The 20,108-nt window shown below is 65.8% G+C and carries 16 protein-coding genes; 5 read left to right on the top strand and 11 right to left on the bottom strand.

Features of this window, described 5'->3' with window-relative positions; translation table 11 throughout:
- Positions 1–74: 74 nt before the first annotated feature.
- The 6 genes from ftsR to AOP75_RS09360 form a co-directional block, all read right to left on the bottom strand.
- Positions 75–821, bottom strand: coding sequence for a transcriptional regulator FtsR (gene ftsR / locus AOP75_RS09380; protein ID WP_062078827.1), 747 nt, complete (start codon positions 819–821; stop codon positions 75–77).
- A gap of 5 nt (positions 822–826) precedes the next feature.
- A complete protein-coding gene (locus AOP75_RS09375; protein WP_062078826.1) occupies positions 827–1,246 on the bottom strand; it encodes an FHA domain-containing protein in 420 nt (139 codons plus the stop codon).
- The gene (locus AOP75_RS09370; protein WP_062078825.1) at positions 1,243–1,890 is read right to left on the bottom strand and encodes a CDP-alcohol phosphatidyltransferase family protein; all 648 of its coding nucleotides are present in this window, start codon (positions 1,888–1,890) and stop codon (positions 1,243–1,245) included. The genes AOP75_RS09375 and AOP75_RS09370 overlap by 4 nt, the downstream gene beginning before the upstream one ends.
- A 10-nt stretch (positions 1,891–1,900) precedes the next feature.
- Complete coding sequence (locus AOP75_RS12660) at positions 1,901–2,053, bottom strand: hypothetical protein (protein ID WP_161794566.1); 153 nt, start codon at positions 2,051–2,053, stop codon at positions 1,901–1,903.
- A gap of 84 nt (positions 2,054–2,137) precedes the next feature.
- Positions 2,138–3,820: an alpha/beta-hydrolase family protein gene (locus AOP75_RS09365; RefSeq protein ID WP_062078824.1), complete on the bottom strand. Its 1,683-nt coding sequence runs from the start codon at positions 3,818–3,820 to the stop codon at positions 2,138–2,140.
- 61 nt (positions 3,821–3,881) lie between these two features.
- On the bottom strand, positions 3,882–7,331 hold the full coding sequence (locus tag AOP75_RS09360) for a proline dehydrogenase family protein (protein WP_083966878.1): 3,450 nt from the start codon (positions 7,329–7,331) through the stop codon (positions 3,882–3,884).
- A gap of 84 nt (positions 7,332–7,415) precedes the next feature.
- Here AOP75_RS09360 and AOP75_RS09355 point away from each other — a divergent pair, with 84 nt between their 5' ends.
- On the top strand, positions 7,416–8,333 hold the full coding sequence (locus tag AOP75_RS09355; RefSeq protein WP_062078823.1) for a LysR family transcriptional regulator: 918 nt from the start codon (positions 7,416–7,418) through the stop codon (positions 8,331–8,333).
- Here the strand turns inward: AOP75_RS09355 and AOP75_RS09350 are convergent.
- Positions 8,284–9,063, bottom strand: a complete 780-nt coding sequence (locus AOP75_RS09350; protein ID WP_062078822.1) for an EI24 domain-containing protein — start codon at positions 9,061–9,063, stop codon at positions 8,284–8,286. The genes AOP75_RS09355 and AOP75_RS09350 overlap by 50 nt on opposite strands.
- A gap of 79 nt (positions 9,064–9,142) precedes the next feature.
- On the opposite strand from AOP75_RS09350, the gene AOP75_RS09345 reads away from it, so the two are divergent.
- On the top strand, positions 9,143–10,582 hold the full coding sequence (locus tag AOP75_RS09345; RefSeq protein WP_083966877.1) for an amidohydrolase: 1,440 nt from the start codon (positions 9,143–9,145) through the stop codon (positions 10,580–10,582).
- A gap of 46 nt (positions 10,583–10,628) precedes the next feature.
- On the opposite strand, the gene AOP75_RS09340 is transcribed toward AOP75_RS09345, so the two are convergent.
- Entirely contained in the window at positions 10,629–11,057 is a 429-nt protein-coding gene (locus AOP75_RS09340; protein ID WP_062078821.1) for an OsmC family peroxiredoxin, read from the bottom strand.
- Between the two features lie 74 nt (positions 11,058–11,131).
- Between AOP75_RS09340 and AOP75_RS09335 the strand changes: the two genes are divergently transcribed.
- On the top strand, positions 11,132–11,779 hold the full coding sequence (locus AOP75_RS09335; RefSeq protein ID WP_062078820.1) for an alpha/beta hydrolase: 648 nt from the start codon (positions 11,132–11,134) through the stop codon (positions 11,777–11,779).
- On the opposite strand, the gene AOP75_RS09330 is transcribed toward AOP75_RS09335, so the two are convergent.
- The 3 genes from AOP75_RS09330 to AOP75_RS09320 all read right to left on the bottom strand — a co-directional run bounded on the left by AOP75_RS09330 (position 11,773) and on the right by AOP75_RS09320 (position 16,123).
- Positions 11,773–12,696 (bottom strand): NUDIX domain-containing protein, encoded by a 924-nt coding sequence (locus AOP75_RS09330; RefSeq protein ID WP_062078819.1) that lies wholly within the window; start codon positions 12,694–12,696, stop codon positions 11,773–11,775. The two genes, AOP75_RS09335 and AOP75_RS09330, sit on opposite strands and share 7 nt — an antisense overlap.
- A gap of 100 nt (positions 12,697–12,796) precedes the next feature.
- Positions 12,797–14,410: an amidohydrolase gene (locus AOP75_RS09325; RefSeq protein WP_062078818.1), complete on the bottom strand. Its 1,614-nt coding sequence runs from the start codon at positions 14,408–14,410 to the stop codon at positions 12,797–12,799.
- Between the two features lie 27 nt (positions 14,411–14,437).
- Positions 14,438–16,123, bottom strand: coding sequence for an MFS transporter (locus AOP75_RS09320; RefSeq protein ID WP_062078817.1), 1,686 nt, complete (start codon positions 16,121–16,123; stop codon positions 14,438–14,440).
- A gap of 292 nt (positions 16,124–16,415) precedes the next feature.
- On the opposite strand from AOP75_RS09320, the gene AOP75_RS09315 reads away from it, so the two are divergent.
- Both AOP75_RS09315 and AOP75_RS09310 read left to right on the top strand, forming a co-directional pair.
- Positions 16,416–18,134, top strand: a complete 1,719-nt coding sequence (locus AOP75_RS09315) for a M15 family metallopeptidase (protein ID WP_152650041.1) — start codon at positions 16,416–16,418, stop codon at positions 18,132–18,134.
- 92 nt (positions 18,135–18,226) lie between these two features.
- Positions 18,227–19,984: a DEAD/DEAH box helicase gene (locus AOP75_RS09310; RefSeq protein ID WP_439645198.1), complete on the top strand. Its 1,758-nt coding sequence runs from the start codon at positions 18,227–18,229 to the stop codon at positions 19,982–19,984.
- Positions 19,985–20,108 lie beyond the last annotated feature (124 nt).

The following is a 20,108-nucleotide window of genomic DNA, read 5'->3' as shown; positions in this document are numbered from 1 at the left end:
TGCCATCCAAACTACGGCCGCGTGTCGCGACGGTCAACGCACCACGCGGCGCGTGGTGGCGTTTCCCGTCCCTGTTATCGACCCAAATCGCGGTGAACACAAGCACTGAAGACCGCCACCGCGGCATCCACCCGTTGGGTCACCTCGGCATCGGCCCGTGCGTCGTCCTTTCGCGCACGCGCGGCGTGCGCGAAATCTCGTGCCGCCTGGGCTTCACGGTCAGCCGCACGCTGCAGCACTTTAAGCGCGCGAGCGTCTCCCCCGGCGTCGAGGTACGCAGCGGCCGCGACCACCAAGTCCACATCGGCTCGCTCGTACCGTCCGGGCTGAGACTGAGCGATCACGCCGGCCGACTCCAACGCGGCAATCGTCTCGGATTCGACCCCGGCGGCCTGCGCCATCTGACTGGCCGTGAGCACCGAGTCCCGCCGAGAAACCTCGTGCGGCGTGACCGGCTCATGCAAACGACCTGCGTCGAGATCGTCCAAGTACTCGGCAATCACTGACAGCGGGCGGAAGTGGTCACGCTGCTGGCGAAGGACAAACCTCACCCGTTCCACGTCCGCCGGCGAGTACTGCCGGTAGCCCGAGGAGGTGCGCTGAGGCATCACCAAACCGTTCGAATCCAAGAAACGCAGTTTCGAGGACGTGAGCGCGGGAAACTCTTGAGTCACCTGAGCCAACACGTCGCTGACGCGGAGCATCGGTTCGTGCGACAGCGCGCGCGGCCAGGTGCCCGTGGCGGACGCGCTCGTATCCGGACCGCGGGTGACCGCGGACCGCACAGGCTCCGCGTCGCGGGCGGCGTGAGCGGCTGACATTTGTGTCAGTTCGCGCTGCCTGGGTGGAAGGTCATGCGGTACTTACCGATCTGCACCTCGTCGCCCGCTGACAACTTGGCCTCAGACACCAACTGTCGGTTGACGTAGGTGCCGTTCAATGAGCCAGCGTCCCGGACAAAGAAGTCATGGCCATCGCGGATGAACTGCACGTGTTCGCGGCTCACGGTCACGTCGTCAAGGAAGATATCCCCCTTGACCGACCGGCCTGCCGTCGTGAGATCCACGTCGAGAAGGAACCGTGCGCCCTGGTTAGGACCGTGGTGGACGATCAGCAGGGCGCAGTTCTCGTCAAGCGCGCCAACAGCGGCATCGTCCTGCGCCGAGAGTCGGTGGGCAATCTCATCCGCTGGCGGCTGAGCGTCAAGGGACATGGTCCTCTCAACTGGACTTTCGTCGTAGGTCATGACGCCTCCCTGCTGTCGTGGTCCGATGCATCCATCCTAGAGGTCGACGACCCCATCGTGGGCGCGTTTGCCGTGGCGCGGTGGTGAATGTCTCGCACATACCCAATGCCGCTGATCCAGTAGAGCGCCGACGCGAACACGGCCCCCCCGATCGCCAGTGTGTGAACGCCATCCCAGCGCTCGAAGGCCACGTACGCCAGCGGCAAGAAAATGTACAGGCAGAACGTAGCGGCCTTGCCCACGTAGGTCACCTGCGGGCTGCGCGTGCGGCGAATCTTTCCGTAGACCAGCGCGGACGCAACCATGAGATCGCGGGCCATCAGGATCAGCACCAGCCACCACGGGATGATCTCGCGTACGGCAAGGCCCAGCACGACCACGAGCGTGAGCAAGCGGTCGGCAGCGGGGTCAAGTAGGCGGCCGAGCCTCGTGACTTGGTTCCACCGTCGTGCGAGGAAGCCGTCGAGAAAGTCGCTGATCCCCGCGGCGATGAGCACCATGAGTGCCCAAAAATCCTGGGAAGCGAAGAACAGCCCGCCAAAGACTCCGATGAGCAGGATGCGCACAAACGAGATGACGTTGGGCAAAGTCCAGATCGCCGCCGACGGCACCGGGACGGTACCGGTCGTACGGGAATCGCTCACCTAGGCGAGTCTACTTGTCCTTGGCTTCCTGGGCTAACACCTTGTCGACCGTCTCGTTAGCAATGCGAGTGGCCTCGTCCTCCGAGGCTCCGCGTGCCAGTTCCTTGGCGCGAATCTGCTCGAACTTGTAGTGCCGAGTCTCCGTGGAGTGTTGCTGCGTCATGACACCTCTCCTTTCCGGTTCTCGCGCGGCACGACCGCCCCGCACGTACAGATTAGGACGGCCTCGCGACCAGTGCCAGGGGAACTAGTTGGCCAACGGTGAGTACGTGTCATACGTAGCAATCAGCGTCCGGATGCGAGTCAGGGCCTCGTCCGACAGCTCTGCGTCTCCGCTGACTTCGTGAAGGGCGTCGAGAGCCAGGTTGCCGTACTTGTGACCGGCGTCCTCCGGCACGTTCTGACTCAGGATGAGGTCGATCACCCCTTGGAATGCCGTCACACCCGGGATCCACACCATGTCATCACTCAACTGCTCGGAGCGTTCGCCATCCTCGAGCCATTCTGGTTTGCTCCACACCACCGACGGGCCTATCCAGACAATGGGGTCATTACCGTGTTGCAGGTACGCAACCCGCGGCTCGTTCCAGACTCCACCCTGCTGGGCGAGCACTCCGGTGTCATCCGTCCACCTGACGCTGCGGCCGTCGTCAAGCACGGGCAGGGCGTAGGGCGAACCGTCGACGCGCGCATTTTGCAGATCTCGCCACAGCGCCGTGAAGCTCGGGGTGCCTGCAAGCACCGCGCCCTGGGTGGTCGCCAGAAGTTCCTCTTCCGAGTCAAACGCGGCGTTCATTCCATAGGAACCAAGGCTGAGGCCGTAGACCGTGAGTTGGGGCCGCGAGTCCGACGGGAGCGCGCTCCACCAGTCGTAGACAGCGTCGAACAACGCCGACGTGCCCGTCGTGGCCAGGTCAGGCGTCAGAATCGCCGACACCGGACTGGGCGTCGCGCCGTACTGCAGTGTGACAAGAGCCGTGTCGCCCGCGTGAAGGTATTCGAAACCGTCGATGGCTGCTGGGTCGAGCCACCCTGTGCCCGTGGTGCCGGCGACCAGCAGATGCTCCCGCTCGGCGGCACCTGTCCGCTCCAGCTCAGCTACCACCAGGTCCGTGCGCTCGTCGAGGGTGGGTGCGGACTCGACGCCCACGTAGACGCGAATGGGCTCAAGCGCCTCCTTTCCGGTCACTGCGCTGATAGTCGCGGCGGTGGGACCCGAGCCCACGATCTTGACTCCCGCTTGCCCAATGTGGTCCCACGTGACAAAGCTGTCGGGGCTGCCAGACCTGAGTGCGGACGTCGGCTGCGAGAAGGCCGGGTCGTAGGCATCATTTCGTTGTCCGTATGCCCAATTGAGCAGCACCGTCAACACCGCCATTGACGCGGCGACAATCACCACGGTTCCCACGGTGGTCGCGATTCCTGCGGTGAGGCTCACCCACACCCGGTGGGGGCCGCGTGGCGACCGACTGACGCGGCTCAGCGCAGTGACGACCCAGGGGCGGATGCGATTGTGCAGTCGACGAATGCCACGCCCAATGGCGAACCCCAGCCACAACCCCACTAGAGCGCCCAGGGCAATACCAAGAAGGTGAAGCTCGTCGGTGTCGGGTACGCCCACGGCCTCACGGATGCTGTTCTGCCATCGCACCCCCACAGGCGCGACCGCCGCGAGGGCAATGACGGTACCCACCGTCACCATCCACGCAGGCGCGCTCGCATCCCAACGCAGGCGGCCATTGGCCAAGAGGCGCACGGTGCGCCACAGCAGCACGCCGATCCCGTACCCGACGGTGAAGGCCAGTCCGGTCACCAGCCCCTGGCCCCACGGCGGTCGTGGCAGGAGGGATGGGGTGACGGAAAGCACGACAAAGCCCACGGCAAAGAGCGAACCGACGACGTCCAGGCGACGCTGTGCCCACGCGGTCATGGATGTTCCTTCCAGGAGGTCCCGGACCACACAGTAGCGGCCCCAGAACTGCTGGGCAGTGCTAGCCGCGCGGTCCACTCCCACTGATCGCGCCGGTCATCAGCGCGTCGCGCACCGCGTGGGCAGTGTCAAACGGGGTGCCGTACCGGTGCGCACACATCGACACCGACTGCTCTTTGAGGAACGCGAGCAGTTCGAGGGACGAGGCTCCCGTGACCGGACGGTCCCACACGGCGAGATCGGCAGCGCCACGCAGGTGGGGCCCTTCCTCCCCCACGACCCTGACCCGACCTACTGCACCAGCCCTGGTGGCGACGTGCTGGATGTCCTCCTCGATGACATCGCTGTGGGAACCGACAAGTGCTCGCGCCGGCTCCCCCAGCCCGCGCGGGACCGACACCGTCGCAGCCCCGGAGGCGCGGATCGATGCGGCGACCACGCGCAGCAGAGCGTCGGGGCTGTCGCCATCCCACCTGATCGGGGTGCGCACAGGAACGTAGCGCGCAACGTTGTACTCCGCACTGAGGCCGGTGGGATCGCTTCCCGCGCCAAAAGTGGATTCCCACGCGCCTTGGTCTCGGTGTGCTGCAGCGCGCACCCACTCGTGGTGCGACGCGTCCACCACCTCTTGAACCAGTGGCGCCAGTGCAGTGCTCGCGCCACCGCCGGCGCTTACCTCCGCAGGAGGAGAGTTTTCCCAGCCCATCAGCGACGCCACATAGTGGGGACCGCCCGCCTTCACTGTGGGTCCCACGACAGAGCGCTTCCAGCCTCCGAACGGCTGACGTTGCACGATGGCGCCCGTGGTGGTGCGGTTGACGTAGGCATTGCCCGCTTCGACGCGACCCAACCACGTGCGGATCTCTCCCTCGTCAAGGCTGTGAAGGCCAGCGGTGAGGCCGTAGTCGAGTTCGTTGACCATGTCGATCGCCTCGTCGAGCGTGCGCGCCGTCATGACCCCCAACACAGGTCCAAAGCACTCGGTCCGGTGGAACCACGAGCCCCGCTTCACGCCTTCCTTGACGCCGGGTGACCACAAGGCGTCGTCGAGCGCGTGTGGTGCGACCCACCACGTCTCCCCCTCATCCAACTCGGTGAGCGCCCTGCGGAGCTTTCCCTGCGGCGGCGCAATCACCGGGCCCATCTGCGAGCGAGGATCGTGCGGCGGTGCCACCGTGAGCGACGTCACGGCGTCGACGACCTGGTCCTTAAACCGTCGCGACGAGGCCACCGAGCCGACCGCGATCACGAGGGACGCTGCCGAGCACTTCTGCCCTGCGTGACCGAAGGCGGAGGCGACCAGGTCAGCCACCGCGAGGTCGACGTCGGCGTGGGGTGTGACGATCATGACGTTCTTGCCCGATGTCTCCGCGCGCAGGTCCAACGTGGGACGAGTCTTCAGAAGTGTCTGCGCGGTTTCGTAGGCACCCGTGAGGATGACTTGATCAATGCGCTCGTCGGAGATCAGGGGCTTGCCCAGCTGATCGGTGTCGACGTGGATGCATTGCAGCACGTCGCGTGGGACTCCCGCCGCGTGCAGCACTTCCGCGACGACCGCTCCGCACCTGGACGACTCGGGCGCCGGCTTCACGATGACGGCACTGCCAGCGGCGAGTGCAGCGAGCATAGAGCCGGCAGGAATGGCCACAGGGAAGTTCCATGGTGGGGTGACCAGTGTCACCCTGCGTGGACGTGGCGTCGCTCCTTCAATCTCAGTCAGTTGCCTGGCTGACTGCGCGTAGTAGCGCGCGAAGTCGATTGCCTCTGATACCTCGGGGTCAGCCTGGTCGATGGTCTTCCCGCACTCGGCCGCCATCACCTCAATGAGCCGCGCGCGGGCGTCCTCAAGGTGCTCTGCCACCCGCTCGAGCACCACAGCTCGTTCGTTGGCGGGAACGGCGCCCCACTGGATCCCCGCCGCGTGAGCCCGTCCAACGGTGGCGGAGAGCTCCTCGACTTCCTTGATTGTGTGTGACTGGACGTCGCGAATGCCCAGGTCGGACGTTGCGGCGGCAACGACAGCCTGGCGAAGCGAGTGCCTGTCCTCCGGAACGGCCGGGTCCGTGTCGACACAATTGTCGAACCCGGCGGGCGGGGTACCCGGACGTCGGGGCATACGCCCGCGCGTGCGCTGCGGCGCTGCTTGGGACAAGGCCCACGCTTCTCGGAAGGCCAGTTCTTGACGCTCGAATGCCTCAGCGCTCGTGGAAAACTGCGCCGCATCTGCCACAAAGTTTCCTGCGGACGCTACCTCCTCGAGCCGGCGAGCAAGGTATGCGAGTGCCACGTCGAAGTCGCGGGGATCCACGGCGGGCGTGTACAGGCGAACGGCTCCGGCGTCTCGAGCGATGGCTGCCATATGCGCGGGCGCCATCCCAAGCAACATTTCCACGTCCACTCCTCGAGTGATGCCCCGCTCACGAGCACGGTGGAGCGCAAGGGCGATGTCGAAGAGGTTGTGCCCGGCGATCCCAACGTGGAGGGAATCAACTGCGCTGGGGTCCAGCGCGAGGTCGATGAGCCGCTTGTAGTGGGCGTCCGTTTCCATTTTGCTCGCCCACGGCGCGGCTTGCCAGCCACGCAGCTGGGCCTGCACATGTTCCATCGAGAGATTCGCGCCCTTGACGAGTCGAACCTTGAGCGGCGCGTGCCCCGCACTCACCCGAGCCGCCGCAAACTCTTGCAACCGGCGCAACGCGGCCAAGGACTCCGGCAGGTAGGCCTGCAAGACGATCCCTGCACTGAGGTCGGAAAACTCCGCGTCGTCCATGATCCGCGTGAAGACCTCCATGGTCATCTCGAGGTCGCGGTACTCCTCCATGTCCAGGTTGATAAACACTCCCCCGTGTTCGCGCGCGGCGCGGTACAAGGGACGGAGGGCCTCGACGACGTCCGGGATGGCCTCTTCGACTGCCCAAGGAGAGTGCGGGCCGACCGCAGCGGACACCTTGATCGACACATAGTCCACGTCGGGATGGGCGATCAGGTCCATCGTTCTCGCTACGCGCCGGGCGGCCTCTGCCCTGCCAAGGACGGCTTCCCCCAAGAGATTGAGGTTGACCTGGGCTCCCGTGGCCCGGAGCTTTCGGAGGCTGCGGGACAGGCGGCGCGGACGCGCGTCGACCACGAGATGCCCCACCAGCGTGCGCACAATGCGACGCCCCAGATGTGCAGCGAGGGATGGTGCAACTGACGCGGCCACGGAACCAGCAGCCACGGCCCAGCGCAGGGGCCATGGCGCGCCGTCTGGGAACTTCTGCGCCGCGTCCTTGAGTCCTTGCGCGGCCACCTTCGAATCTTCAGGGCGGAACATGCCGTCCATGAGGGCTGTGAGGAAAGCAAGGCCACCGGGCCGCATCAGCATCTGGTTCATCAGGGTGGAACCCAGCGTGCCGGCTTTGCTCGCTGCTGCATCGTTCCACGCGCGCGCTTGCGCGACGGCCTGGTCGGGCTCGGACGGTGGGCCGCTGGGGCGGGACACTGACGTCGGGGACGGGGCGTCGATGCTCATGGGTTGAGTGTCCCCCGTGACAAAACGGTTGGACCAGCGAATGTTTGTGTGGAATTTCATGAAGTTTTGCTTAAGAATTGACGCATGCTGGAATCGTCGCTGCTACGCACTCTTGTGGAGTTCTCCGAACGCGGCACAGTCGCGGGCGCCGCCCAGTCGTTGGGCTACACACCCTCGGCGGTGTCCCAACAGCTCGCCGCGCTCACGCGCCAGGCGGGAGTGCCGCTCACCCGGCGGGTAGGCCGCCGGCTCGTGCTCACACCTGCGGGCACGGCGCTAGCGGAGTCGTCTGGCGACGTGCTCGATGCCCTCGAACGTGCCCAGAACGCGGTGTCCAGCACCTCCACGTCAATCAACGGCCAAGTGCGGCTCGCGATCTTTCAGTCGGCGGCGCTTGCTCTTCTACCAGGAGCACTGACCGCCCTCGCCTCAACGGCGCCGCAATTGCGGCTCCTTGTGACGCAAGTGGAGCCAGAGCAAGCGCTCCGAGATACCTGGTCCCGCGACTACGACGTTGTCGTCGCCGAGGAATACCCCCACCACCGCGCTCCGCTCTACGAGGGCCTGACTCGCAGCGACTTGGTGAAGGACACTCTGTCCCTGTGCACCGGACTTGCAGGTGCCGGATCGCAAGCGACCAGTGTCGCGGACTGCGCCGGCGCACCATGGGTCATGGAACCACGCGGAACCGCCACGCGCCACTACGCGGAACAGACGTGCAGGGCCGCGGGCTTTGAGCCCGACGTGCGCTTCGAGACGTCTGACCTGCACACCCACCTTGCGTTGGTCGAGTCCGGCCACGCCGTGACGTTTCTCCCCTCGTTGCTCTTGCACAACTACGCGGGTCAGGTGCGCGCCATCACCCACGCACCGGGGCAACACCGCACCGTGTTCACGGCCATGCGTGAGTCGACCGAGGGGTCGACCGCGGTCGCGGCCGTGCTCGCGGCCCTCACTGCGGCCGCCCAGCCGTTCTCACCACATCTGACACCAGCCGAGTAGCGCCGGCCATGGCGACCGGCAACACCACGAGCGCGGCGCCAGGGATGAGCATCACCAGGTACACCGCCGTGCCGAAACCCCATACTGTCGCGCGGTCTCCCCTCAGCGCGGCGCGACGGTCACGAAGTGTCACGATGCCGCGCCGCGCGCTCGGGTACGCGGTCAACTCCAACGCGAGCATCCACCCACCGCCCAGCGCGGCGAGGGTGAATGCCGCGGGCGCCCCGGCGACGGGAATCAGCCCCAACGCGAACCCGGCCAATGCCAGCGGGATCGTGACGAGCAGCAGGCGCAGCGCGTCGGCGATGCCGCGCCCGGTCGTCACCCACCAGGCCTCTTCTGGTGCCGCCTGCGCTTGCGTCAACGAGTCGACCTCGGCACTAATGCGTTCGTAGAACGGTTGCCCGACAATGAGCGCAATGCTGACAAACAACTTGATGGCCACCACGCCTGCCGCCAGCACGAGTGCAATGCCAGCCACCCACATCACGACGGTGTGCCAGAACCCACCCGCCGACACCTGATCGGCGCTCCACCGGCCCACCCCGGGGGCGACGGCAATCGCTCCGACGACCATCGCGGCGACGATCACTGCGGCGAGCACGGCGGGGATGATGCCCGTGCTCATCGCTCGCGGGTGGGAACGCCACATCGCAAGGCCGTGGATGAGATACCGCATTCCGCTCGCGAACGCGGCGACGCGGCTAGCGGGATGCGATGCGTTCGGCATGGCGAAATCGTAGCGAGGACCGCGCGGCTATCCTGGCGCTTTGGCCGCGACAGGCGCGGATGCGGGAGGTGGCACCACCATGACGACGTACGCACTGAGACGAGCACGCCAGGTGGGTGACTCTGTTGTGCGGGACATCTATGTCGCGGACGGGGTCGTTGTCGAGTCCTTGGACGGCCCTGCCGACTACGACGTCGACCTCGATGGTCGCTGGATCATGCCTGGCCTGTGGGATCAGCACGTGCACTTCACGCAGTGGGCCATTGTGCGCCGCCGGCTGGATGTGTCCAGTGCCACCAGCGCTCTAGGTGCGGCGCAGATTGTCGCTGCACGCCTCCGGGCAGAGTTCGACCACGAAGAGCCGCTGATTGGCTACGGCTACCGCGACGCGCTGTGGGATGACGTGGCCACCGCAAAGGTGCTCGACGAGGTCGCCCCAACCCGCCCCGTCATCCTGTTGTCAGGAGACATGCACGCGTGTTGGGTGAACTCGGCGGCTCAGCGTCGCTTCGACTTGTCCGCCGGCGGCGTTGTCAGGGAGGACGAGGCATTCGCGTTGCAAATGCGCCTTGACCGCGAGGCCCCGGGGGACGAGGACGTCGCGTTCTCCTCGGCCGCAGCCGCGGCAGCGGCCCGCGGAATTGTGGGTCTCGTCGACCTCGAGATGGCGCAGAACCTTGACGGATGGGCCCACCGCATCTCCCATGGACTCCAGGCCTTTAGGGTGCGGTCGGGCTTCTATCCAGGTGAGTTCGACGCCAGGATTGACGCGGGTTTGCGCACCGGCGCAGTCATCGAAGGCACGCGGGGACTCCTCACCGTGGGACCACTGAAGATCATCACCGACGGCTCGCTGAACACTCGCACGGCGTACTGCCACGACCCCTACCCCGGCACGACCATGCGGGGGGATCTCACGGTGGCCCCCGAGCACACCGTGGCGCTACTCGAACGCGCGGTGGCGCACGGGTTCGACGTGGCCGTACACGCCATCGGTGACGCCGCAGTCACGCATGCACTCGATGCCTTTGCTGCCACCGGGGCTCGCGGCACAATCGAGCACGCGCAGTTGGTGCGCGACGACGACCTCGCGCGGTTTGCTCAGCTGAATGTCACGGCCTCCGTCCAGCCTGAACACCTCTGGGATGACCGCGACGCGACTGCACGGCACTGGCCCGATCGAGCAGATCGCTGCTTCCCCTTTGCCTCGCTGCGCGACGCCGGCGCCACGATCACGCTCGGTTCAGACGCGCCGGTGGCGCCGCTCGACCCGTGGCGCGCCATCGCCGCTGCTGTCCATCGCTCCGCTGACGACCGCGAGCCTTGGAACGCCAGAGAATCCCTCACCCGTGCCGAGGCACTCGCCGCGAGCGTAGACGGCCGCCGCCTGGTCACTGGCGCACCGGCCGACCTTGTCGTGATCGATGAGGATCCCCTCACCTGCGACCACGACACGTTTCGGACCATGCCGGTGTCCGCTACCGCGGTCGGTGGTGAGTTCACTCACTGGGCGTTGTAGCCGGCGTGTCCGGCAACGCTCGCGGCGTCACCGGACACGCCACCGCCTAGTCCTTCAGTGTCGCGCTCGCCAGGGAGATCTCGACTCCGGCAAGTGCCTTGGAAATGGGGCACCCGTCCTTGGCGCCGTTCGCGATGCGCTCAAAATCCTCTGCGGAGATGCCCGGAACCTTCGCCACAACCGAGATTCGGCTTGCCGTCACGCCTTCGCCAGGCTGGAAGTCGACCTCAACTGCCACCTCGATCTCCTCAGGCGGCGTGTCGTTCCCGCCCAGTTCATGGGACAACGCCATGGCGAAGCACGAAGCATGCGCGGCCGCCAACAGTTCTTCCGGCGTGGTCGTGTCCGCGCTCCCTTCGGAGCGGGCCTTCCAGTTCACGCCGACTGTCGCCACGCCTGAGCTCAGCGCCGTGGTGCCAGAGCCCTCCGCTAGGCCGCCGCGCCACAATGTCGTTGCTTTGCTTGTCGTTGTCATGGTTTACCTCCCGTGGTGTGGCCCGCGTGCGCGGGCGGACACGACCAGTCAAACATGCCCGGCATACTGACGCCATGGAGATTTCCGCGTCAGTCACCTCGCCTCGATTCGCCGACGCACCGGTGGAGCAACCAGTGATGGTCTTGCTTCATGGTTACGGGTCCCACGAACACGATCTCCCTGGAATTGCCGCGTGGCTCCCTCGAGATCTTCCTTGGATCTCCGTGCGGGCGCCCCTTTCCATGCCTGGTGGAGCGGCTGCATGGTTCCCTCTGGCGCTGCCCGAGGAGCCGCGCCAGGCACGCGTGGACGATGCCACGACCGCGTTGTGGGGCTACTTGGATGAGCACGTGGGCGTACGGCCCGTCATTCCGATCGGGTTCTCTCAGGGCGGTGTGATGGCGACCCAGCTGCTGCGCACCAGGCCGTCCCAGGTGACGGCGACGGCTGTGCTGGCTGGGTTCGTTACGGTCGAGGGCGCCGCGGTTGATCCTTCGTTGAAGAAGCGCGCGCCCGCTGTGTGGTGGGGGCGCGGTGACGCGGACGCCGTCATTTGGCCGGAAGCCGTGGCTCGGACCGATGCTTGGCTGAGCCAGCACTGCACGCTGACGGCGCGCGTGTACCCCGGGCTTGGCCACGGCGTCAACGAACAGGAGCTGCTCGACCTCGGTGCGTTCTTGCGCAACACCCTGAGCGACCGCCCTGCTGGGCCCGCCTACTGAAGCATCGCGCGCAGCCACGACGTGGGCTTGACGGCCGCGCCCGCCTCGGACACACGACTCGCCAGGCCACGGTCAGAGGTGACCACCGTCACGTCGCCGCCTCCGTCGCGCGCGCGGCGCGCGGCTTCCACCACGGCATCGTCCCCCTGTCCTGGGGCATCCACGACTGCTACGCGGTCCGTGCCCACACAGCCCCGAGCAGCGCCCTCGCACACCATGGTGACCCGCGGATGCCACGTGTGGCCCGCGAGGCCCAACGCTGACGCCGGAACGCCTCGCGCCACCAAGCTGTCGACGCCGGCAATCGCACGCTCGGTCGCGCCCCGCCGGTCCTTCCACCATCCGTCCGGAACCGATCCCACCACATTCGCCACGTCAACGACCAGGTGAGGGCGCTGGCGCATTGCTTCCATGATCGCGGGCAGCGAAGCAGCGACAGCGGGGTGCAGCTCCCGCGCCCCCGCGCCCGCGAGTGCCTCGTCAACCTCGACGGGAGGCACCCATGCGAGTTCAATGCTCTCCGCGTCGCCAGCGTGCGGCTCAAACGGCCTGAGGACATCGACCACAATCGTCGTGTACCGCCACACCTCACGGTCCACCACCCAGGTCAGGCGGGGAGCCACGTCGTCGGCAACCACCCCTGCCTCCTCGTACGCCTCGCGCAGCGCACCCACCAAGGCAGACTCACCCTGGTGGAGCGCGCCGCCCGGAATGCCCCAGGTGCCGCCGTGATGGCTCCAGGCGGCGCGATGTTGCATCAAGAATCCCCGCTCGGTATCAAAGGCGAGGATTCCCGCGGCCCCAAAACGGCCCCAGTAGCGGGTGCCATCGGAGGCAGTCACCCATGCGTCACCGGCATTGCGCGGCCCGCGCGGCGGCGGTCCCGATGCCGCCAGCGGACTGTGTCCCGTGTGCATAGATGCGGGCCCTCCGTGGTCGCCGCCGGTGCGCGCTGCGCTGCCGGGCGCTGGATGTGATCACAGACGAGCCTGCCACACCCAGCGCCGGCCGCGTCCGTCAGGCGGCGTAGACCGTCACCCCTCGCTTGAAGGTGCGCTCCACGGCAATGTCCTTGATCTCATCCACGTCGACCGCGACCGGGTTGGCGCTGAGAATGACGAGGTCCGCGACCTTCCCGACTTCGATGGACCCAAAGTCCGCCTCGCAGCGATACTCGTACGCGGCGTTGATGGTAAGCGCCCTCAGCCCCTGCGCTGGCGTCACCCGCTCCCCTTCGCCGATGACGACCCCACCCGTCGACGTCCGTGAGACCGACGTCCACAGCAGCTGAAGGGGGTTGATGGGGGTGATGGGATAGTCCGAGTGGTTAGTGGGCTTGAGCCCTTTCTCCATCGCCGAGCGCATGGGCGAGATCCCGAAGGCACGCTCTTCGCCAAAGTTGCGAATGTGCGTGTCACCAAAGATGTACGTGTGGATGGTGAACATCGATGGTTCAAACCCCTCGGCGACGTAGTCATCGAGTTGCTCCAGGCGCATCACCTGCGAGTGAATCGGGACCGTACGCCCGGGAGGCGTGGCACCGGCGTCTTTCGCGGCCCTGTGCGCCGTGAGTAGCTCGTCCACGGCGGCGTCGCCGTTGCAGTGCGCGAACACCTGAATGCCGTTCTGGTACGCGAGTGTGACCAGCGCGTTCGCGTCGTCCTGGTTGATGACGGACAGACCGTGCCAGTGCGTTTCTCCCCCGGGGCCTCCTGTCAGGTATTCCTCCGTCACGAACGCCGTGCGCCCCTGAGGAGATCCATCCAGAATCAGCTTGACGCCCTGCACCGCGTGCCCGCGGGTGTTCGGCTCGTCGAACAACCCCTGCTTCAGTGCTTCTTCTAGCTCATTGAAAAGCACCAGCGAGCGGACGTCGACCGGCAGGCCGGTGCTTTCGTCGAGCGCGCGGATGTTCTTCACCTGTTCGATGGACGCAGCCCCGTCCTGCACCATGGTCGTCCCCCACCGCGCGTACTCGCGCAGCATCGCCAATAGGGCGTCATCTGTGGCCTCCAGCAAGCCAAGCACGAAGGGAATCCATGCGTTCTCCCACAGCACGCCGTTGGGCTTGTCAGTTCCGGGGTACCGGACAATAGTCCCGCCCTCGGGATTGTCGATGCCGTCGACGTACCCGTGCGACTCGAGCACCCGCGTGTTGACCACACCGCCATGCCCCGACACGTGCACGATGTAGACGGGATGATCGGGAAACTCGCGGTCGAGCAGGTCGGCTGTGACTTCACCGTCGTCGTCCATCTCATCCGGGTAGTAGCCCCAGCCAAGCAAGATCTCCCCCGGGGGCGTGTTGTTCTTCTTGAGGTTCGCATGGAGCGCCGCGATGAGCTCGTCAACGGTGCGAATCCCGCCCACCGGCGGGGTGTGAAGGGCCGCGTGCTTGATGTACGGCGCACCCATTGACACGTGACTGTGGGGGTCGATGAAGCCGGGCACGACCGTGCGCCCGTCAAGCTCAACAACCTCGGTGGCGTCGCCCGCAAGATCGCGGATGTCGGCGTCGGAGCCGACCGCCGTGATCGTGCCGTCCGTGACGGCCACGGCCTCGGCGACCGAATCCGCGGCGTCGACCGTCAACACGGTGCCACCAACGAGGATCAAATCTGGTGCAGACATCTCAAGCCTCTTTCTTATGTACGAGCGTCAGTGTTCTTGGTGCGGCGATGGGGAGCCGGGCCCCGGTGCCCCATCGTTGTGGTCGATGTCAGATGGGTTGGGACCACTTCCCGTTCCGGCAACGAGGGCTGCCGGCTTTCCGTCGGCAGTGAGCGGGCCGTCGACGAGCGTCCCGAGCCGTCGCATCCGTTCCGCCTTCATGATGAAGAACGCTGCGACGAGCGCAAAGAAGGTCAAGATGCCCGCGAAGATAAACATGGTCTGGTCGAAGGCGTCCACGAAGGAATCGGTCGCTTCGTTCACCACCGCCTCTGCCGTTGCAGAGTCGTACTGAGACATATCGCCACCTGAGATGTAGGTGGTGATGATGCCGGTGTACGTGCCCTGCTGCTCCGGCTGAATGTCTGCCTCCTGAAACGCTTCCGCGATTCCGCGTCCATAGATCGAGAAAACAAAGGTGTTCGACAGGGCCGTTCCGAGCGCGAAGCTCAACTGCCCGATAGCGGTCTTCGATGACGACATCGCTCCCGTCAGTTCCGCAGGCGGCTTCGCGACGAAGTACTGGCCCATCGTGGTCTCGTTGAGCATGCGGGCAAAGCCTCCGGCAACCATCAGCACAAGGAAGACGATGTACGGCGTGGTGTCAGTCGCGAACCCGAATCCCAGCAAGGTGCCAATGAGCAGCACGTGACCAATGGCGAAGTTCACCTTGGTGGGAACGCCCCGTGCCAGCATCCGGCCAGCGACCATCGCACCAATCACCATGGCGATCGAGGACGGCATGAGCGCCAGCGAGACGGTGAGCGAGCCCCACAGGAAGACGTACTGCCACAGCATCGACAGCATGATGGTGATGACCGCTTGCCACATGTTGAAAGAGAAGCCGGTGGCGACGGCGCCTGACAGTTCGGGGTCCTTGAACAGCTTGACGGGGAACGCGGGGTACTGGGTGCGGGCTTCCCACCAAATGAACACTGCCATGGCGATTAGACCCACGATGAGCGGGACCAGTACCTGCGTCGAACCCCAGCCGTAGGACGACCCGTTTGACAGTCCGTAGATGATGCCGATCATGGCGACGGCGATCGCGCTCAAGCCCACAAAGTCGAAGGGCCCGGTGTGGTCGGCCTTCGCCTCGGGCAAACCACGCATACACATCACGAATGCGATCACGGCGACAATCGGCATCAGCATGTAGCCAACGCGCCAGTTGATGCCAGCGAGGGCGCCGACCGCCACACCCAGCACGATCGCCGCAGCGGTCTGGCCAGCGAGCCAGAATGACACGGCCTTAGGAATGTTGTCTGGGCTCACGGCCCTGATGAGCGCAAAACTGAGTCCGAAGGCGGCCGCGATACCAATCCCCGTGATGGCTCGTCCCAGAATGAAAATCTCGGTGACGGGCGCGATCGCCGTGATGACGCCACCGATGGCTGCGACGACGAGGCCGGCGAGCATGACCTTGCGGCGGCCCAGGCGGTCTCCGAGCGATCCCGTGGTGAGAATGAATGCGGCGAGTGCAAGGGTCCCCACGGACGCCGCGAAAGCACGTTGAGCGCCGTCCATACCAAGGTCAACCGCGGCATCGACAACGGCGATGCTGTTGGCCGTCGGATCGACGACTTGCAGGCATGACGCGGCAGTCAGCGCAACGAGCGCCGCTGTTGTCCCCTTCCGCTTTACGTTGCCCCTGACAGCGTCCTGGGTTGTCATGACACCTCCACGTGGGTTGGGTGGCGCGGCACTGCGCCTTCCTCTCGGACGCTACCACCGGCATGTCGGGGGCGCGCGGCGGTTTACCGGGAGTTTCATTCGGTCTCGATTCCGTCGGTACGGAAATGGGCGCCACTACCCCAAGGCCGCGATGGCACCTCGGGCGACGCAGGACGAAGGCCCTGACATTTGTTACAAAATTGTGATGTAAGATCATGGGGCACTTGTGGCAGGGATGCCCGAACTCGTTTGGCGTGATTCGCCTTCGCGACCACGCTATGACTTTCGCGGCGTGGTGCGCCCCATCGCTCCCCACCCCCACTTCTTCATGACGCTCTTCAATCGCCCTATCAAGCCCACCTTCATCACCTTGTTTGCCCTCGGAGGCTTCACCGCCGGCGTGCTCGGCGCACAAGGTGCCTTCACCGTCGACACCTACGTGGCCGTGTCGCAAGCTCGCGTCGCCGCTGCAGAACTTGCCGAGCGTCGCGCCGCACTGGACGCGAGCCTGGCGAACGCCGATGCTGTCGCAACCCTGGCGGCAGACATCACCGATGAAGCCCCCGTCGCTGAGGCCGCTCAGGAGTTGAACAAGGCCACCTCGAGGGCAACGCTCGCCGCGGACGCGGCTCCCGCGACTGAGGCCAACGAGGTCTCGACCAGCCCGGTGCTCACCGTGGCAGAGGCCGTGACCGTCACAAACGCGCAGACTTCCACGGCACCTGACATTGACAACCCTCAGAGCGCGCTGGTCCGCGCAAATGATGCGGTCGCGTCCGCGCCCACAGTGACACCCACGGATGACGACAGCGCGGCGTCCCCCGTGCCCGATGCCGATCCCGCCGCCACAGTCGCTGATGCCCCGGTTGCTGACGACACCTCCGTGGTCGCCAGCGGGGACGCCGATGGCGACGCCGCCGGTGAGTCAGCCGATCACGTCGTCCGCGCGATCGAAGGGGACGTAAACGACCCGGATGAGGCCCGGGCGGCGAAGGCGGACCTGGAGGCGGCGGCCGCTGAGCTTGACGCCGCGCTCGCCGAGGTTGACGCCACTGCGCAAGAACTCGAAGCCGTCACCCTTGCGGCGCAGCACGCGCGCAACTTGGCCACGGTGGAAGAGAATGCCACGCAAGCCAAGGTGCGTGACGAGGCCGTCACGTCGATGCTTCCTGCGCTCCAAGGAACGCTTGAGAACCCCACCACGTTGGTCGTTGCGATGGAGGCGTACGGCGCTTTGCAAGATGCCCTGGCGGTCGAGTTCGATGCGGATGACGCGGACTCCGTCGCAGACCACGTGTCACAGGTATCCGACGCGACTGCCAGGTTTGATGACGCTGTCGCGGACGTGCGCGAGTCCCACACCGCGTGGGTTGACACCGAGAACGAGCGGCGCGATGAAGCGAATGAACAGGCACAGGAGGAGTACGAGGACGCGAAGGCCAAGGCCTTGAGCGGCTGGGCCGAAAGCAACCGAGCGGCTGTCAACGCCCATCAGAACGGCTGGAGCGGAGCGCCTGAGGGCGTCTCAGGGAGCAATGGCCGCGTGTCCTCAGACAGCCTGTGTGACATCGACTTCGCCCCCGGCCACTTGCTGCAGTGCGACGCCGCGGCCTCGCTTGAACGTGCAGACGCCGACTACTACGCCCAAACGGGCCGCCACCTGGAGATGACGGATTCGTACCGCACGTACGCCTCGCAGGTCGCGACACGCGCGGCCAAGCCGGGCACCGCGGCCGTTCCTGGCACCTCCAACCACGGCTGGGGCATGGCGGTCGACTTTGACTACGACGCGGCGCGCTGGATGGCGGCCAACGGCGCCGACTACGGATGGGTCCACCCCGCGTGGGCGCGCTCCGGCGGCTCCAAGCCGGAGTGGTGGCACCTGGAATATGTGGCGACCTCCGTCGGGCTGCCCGATGCGCCCGACGCACCGGCAGTCATTGAACCCGCGGTCAACGTCTTTGCTGAAGCCGAAAAGGAACGCGAAGAGGGCGACGAGGACGCTGAATAAAACCGACTTCGCCGCGGCTACCCGCACGAAGACCACCACACAATGCGCGCGGCGGCAAGCCGTATGCCGCGCAGGATGGGACCATAAGAAGTGTGAGTACACCCCAAAGCCACGACGCCGCCCCCGAGGACATGCCAACATTCGCTGATCTCGGTCTTTCCGACACCATCCTGAAGGCGGTGCGTGCCATGGGGTACGAGACACCGTCGGCTATTCAGGCCCAGACCATCCCTCTGCTGCTTGAGGGCCACGATGTCATTGGCATGGCACAGACCGGTACCGGAAAGACTGCCGCGTTTGCGTTGCCGATTCTGGACCGCCTGACCCCCGGCCGCAAGAAGCCGCGCGCTCTGGTGCTGGCCCCCACGCGCGAACTCGCATTGCAGGTCTGCGAGGCCTTTGAGCAGTATGCCGGCCACCGCACCGGTGTCCACATTCTTCCCGTCTACGGCGGTCAGGGTTACGGCGTGCAGCTGTCAGCATTGCGCCGCGGCGTCGACATTGTGGTCGGTACCCCCGGCCGCATCATGGACCACCTCGACAAGGGCACTCTCGACCTGTCCGAGCTTGACTACTTGGTGCTTGATGAGGCCGACGAGATGCTCAAGATGGGCTTCGCGGAGGATGTTGAGACCATCTTGGCCTCGACGCCTGAAGAGAAGCAGGTCGCTTTGTTCTCCGCGACGATGCCCCCGCAGATTAGGCGGCTGTCGCAGAAGTACCTCAATAACCCGCACGAAGTCACGGTGAAGCGGTCCACGGCGACCTCGGCCACCATTACTCAGCGCTACCTCGTCTCGTCGTATCAGCAAAAGCTCGACGCCCTGACGCGCATCCTCGAAGTCGAGGCGTTCGAGGCGATGATCGTCTTCACGCGCACCAAAAACGAGACTGAGACCGTGGCGGAAAAGCTCCGTGCGCGTGGCTACGCCGCCGCCGCGATCAGCGGTGACGTTGCCCAGCCACAGCGTGAACGCATCATCGCCCAGTTGCGCGACGGCAAGCTCGACATCGTGGTCGCGACGGACGTCGCCGCACGCGGGCTCGACGTGGAACGCATTAGCCACGTGATCAACTACGACTTGCCGATCGACAATGAGTCGTACGTTCACCGCGTGGGCCGCACCGGGCGCGCAGGGCGCACCGGAGACGCCATCAGTTTTGTGACTCCGCGCGAGCGCGGACGCCTGAAGTCGATCGAGAAGGCCACCAAGCAGCCCCTCACGCCCATGGCACTTCCCAGTGCTGACGACGTGAACGCCACGCGCCTGTCGCGCTTTGACGACTCGATCACGGCCGCACTTGAACAGCGCGAGCGCGTCGATCGCTTCCGCGACATCATCAATCACTACGTCACGCACCACAACGTGCCTGAGGTAGACGTCGCGGCGGCGCTCGCGATCGTGGCGCAGGGCGACACTCCCCTGCTGCTCGACCCCAATGAGCGTGTCGCGGCTGCTGGCTTCTCCGAGCGCGGGGACCGTCCCGATCGTGCTGACCGCAATGACCGCCCAGACCGCGGCGGGCACAGGGGACGTGCCTCTGGTGGTCGCACCACGTACAAGATCGCCGTTGGACGTCGCCACAAGGTCGAACCACGCCAGATCGTGGGCGCGCTGGCCAACGAGGGCGGCTTGGACCGCGGCGACTTTGGTCGCATCACCATCAAGCCAGACTTCTCCCTGGTGGAGCTGCCAGAGGACATGTCACCCGACGTCATGCGCAAGCTGTCCCGGACCCGTATCTCCGGCGTGCTGATCAACATGGAGGTCGACCGCGGACCCGCTGGCCCGCGTAGCGGCGGGCCTCGCAACGACCGCAAGCCGCGCCATCGCAAGGGCGGTCGCTAACCCCGCCCGTGCATCGGCCCGTATTCAAGGCCCGGCCCGCCGTTTTCGAACGGCGCGCCGGGCCTTGGCGTATCGCAGGGTGCGCGCATGGGAGGATTGTCGCCACGATTCACCGTCGATTCGT

It is taken from the genome of Demequina globuliformis (genome assembly GCF_000975155.1).
GTDB classification, from domain to species: Bacteria; Actinomycetota; Actinomycetes; order Actinomycetales; family Demequinaceae; genus Demequina; species Demequina globuliformis.
Note: the sequence above shows the minus strand (reverse complement) of the source record. Positions and strands in the feature narration are given on the sequence as shown.